General features: G+C 69.6%; 1 protein-coding gene. It reads right to left on the minus strand.

Annotated elements, in window-relative coordinates:
* Window positions 1-25: 25 nt before the first annotated feature.
* Window positions 26-2,185 (minus strand): WXG100-like domain-containing protein, encoded by a 2,160-nt coding sequence (locus NX1_RS21850; RefSeq protein ID WP_068062625.1) that lies wholly within the window; start codon window positions 2,183-2,185, stop codon window positions 26-28.
* Window positions 2,186-2,194 lie beyond the last annotated feature (9 nt).

Raw genomic sequence — 2,194 nt, forward strand, 5'->3', positions numbered from 1 at the left:
AAGCGAGCCGCCAAGGCCCGCCCGGCTATCGCGTGCATTCCGGATCTTCTGCATCCTCTGGCCCCTCCGGATCTTCCGGGTGCTCGGTATCCGCGGGTTCCGCGGAGTTGTCGAGGTACGGCGGTAGTCCCCACGCACTCGGATCGGGTGCCGCGGGCGCGGTGTACGGTGCGATCTCCGGCTGGTGGTACCGCTCGAGTTTGGGGCGAGTCTTGGCGCGCAGGTCGGTGCCCTTGGCCTGGTAGTGGTCCGTTCCCGGTCCGCCGCTGCCGTACTCCTTGCCCACCTGCTCGCTGCGTAGCAAAGCCCGCTGCCACCAGCTGTGCTCCGTGCCGATCGGGCGCACCGTCGGCTTGGCCTCGGCATCGGCTCCGCGGTTGATCACATCCGGATCGACCCGCACCATGCGCAGGTCGTCGGCGCGGAGCTGATAGAGATCGGCCCTGCGCTGCGATTCGTCTGCGCGAGATTGGAATTCGTCGGCCCGGCGCTGGTGTGCGTCGGCCCGCAGACGTGCGGCGGCCTGCTCGAACTCGGCGCTCGCGAGCTCGACGCGGGCGCGGGCGACCTGTAGTTCGGCTCGATCTATACGCCGCGGATCGGGGGTGTCGGTCGCGCGCAGGGCTTCCAGGCGGGATTCCGCGGTGCGCAGCTGCCGTTGTGCCTGTTCGGTGTGCGTCCGCGCCGCCACGGCGGCGTTGTCCTCCGTTGTCGCCCTTACCTGTTGCATGGTGGCCCGCCGCTGGACGGCATCGGCGCCCGTCTGCGCGCGATCGGCGCTCAGCTGGGCCGCATCGGCCCGATCCTGCATGGCTTGGGCTCGGTCGGCCATACGGGACGCCCACCGCGGCTGACGGTCGGCTGATTCCGTCCCGTCCGGCGCCCCGAGTGCGCGGGCCCGCGGCTGATTCTCGATGTGTTCGGGAGGCTGAGCTTGTAATTGGGGCTGGGCAGCGCGCACCTGCCGGTGGTATTCGCGCAAGTTGGCCGCGTCCTGGCGATCGAGTTCGCGCAGCCTGCGCTGATGTCGCGGCGTCGACTCGACCGACCGGTCGACTGAAGGCCGCGCTACCGGCGCAGGCCGCTCGATGGGCCGGTCGGTCACCGATCCACCGACGGCCGCGGCCCGGCTGGCCGGGAGGTACACATTCCCTTCGGCGTCGAGCTGGAAGTGCCGGAGGAAACCGGTGCGCGCCGCGCTTCCCGGCGTGCGATTCAGGTGGAACAGACCGCGGGCGCCACCTGCCACCGCGCCACGGAACGCGCCACCCGACGCACCGAGGCCGAAACCGCTCGCGGTGAACGCCCCCTGCCAGTCGCCGCTGTTCATCGCGGTGGCCATCGAACCGCCGATCGTACCGACCGCACCGGCGAACGCACCGATCGCGGCACCCCGGCCGACGTCCGCCGCACGACCGAGGCGGTTGGTGAGCCTGCCGATCGAGGCGTCGAAACCGATGCCGCCCCAGTGCGCGGCCGGTCGGCCGAAAAGGCCACCGGCAAACGACGCTCCGAACGAGAGCAGTGCCTGGTTGCCGTTGAATCCGCGCCGGGTACCCGCGGCTACTTGACCGCCCTGAATGGTCGCGTCCACCAGCACCGATTGCCCGCCCGACACAGCGCCTTTCACCGCATAGGTAGCCAGGTTCTTCACCACCAGCTTGGTCCACGCCTGCTGCCCGACGGTGCCGAAGGCCCGCAATATCATCTGCTCGATCCGAGTGATCACCAGATCCTCGACCCGCCGCAGCGCCGACCTGGTACCGGCGACGGCAGCGGCCTCCACGGCGGGAGCGGTCGGCGGGAACATCCACGCCCAGATGATCTCCGCGGCCAGCAGCACGTAGGAGACGATCATCGTCAGCTTCGCCGCCTGCACGGTTGTGCCGAAATCGAACGCGGCACTGCCGAGTTCGTCGTAACTGGAAGCCAGCGCGGCAAGCGAGCTGTCGCCGTCGAGCAGATCGGTGAACAGGGCCGAGATGGTCTCGGCACCCGCGCCGTCCCGGTAGGCGCCGCCGGCTCGCCGCCGCACCTGTGTCAGCGGATCGACTTGCGCGGCAATCGCTTTCGCCGCCTGAATCCAGGCATCACCGATGGCGAAGAGGAGGTCCTCGTTCCCTTCGGGAAGGTCGACGCCGACCAGCCAGCCGAGCCACTTCAGATCCTGCGGGATCTCGATCATCGAGACGCG

Source organism: Nocardia xishanensis NBRC 101358, from assembly GCF_001613365.1.
In the GTDB taxonomy this organism is placed as follows: domain Bacteria; phylum Actinomycetota; class Actinomycetes; order Mycobacteriales; family Mycobacteriaceae; genus Nocardia; species Nocardia xishanensis.

What these genes read in the sequence shown, in the direction of transcription:
- NX1_RS21850 (WP_068062625.1), bottom strand. Translation starts at nt 2,185, where the DNA reads ATGATCGAGATCCCGCAGGATCTGAAGTGGCTCGGCTGGCTGGTCGGC.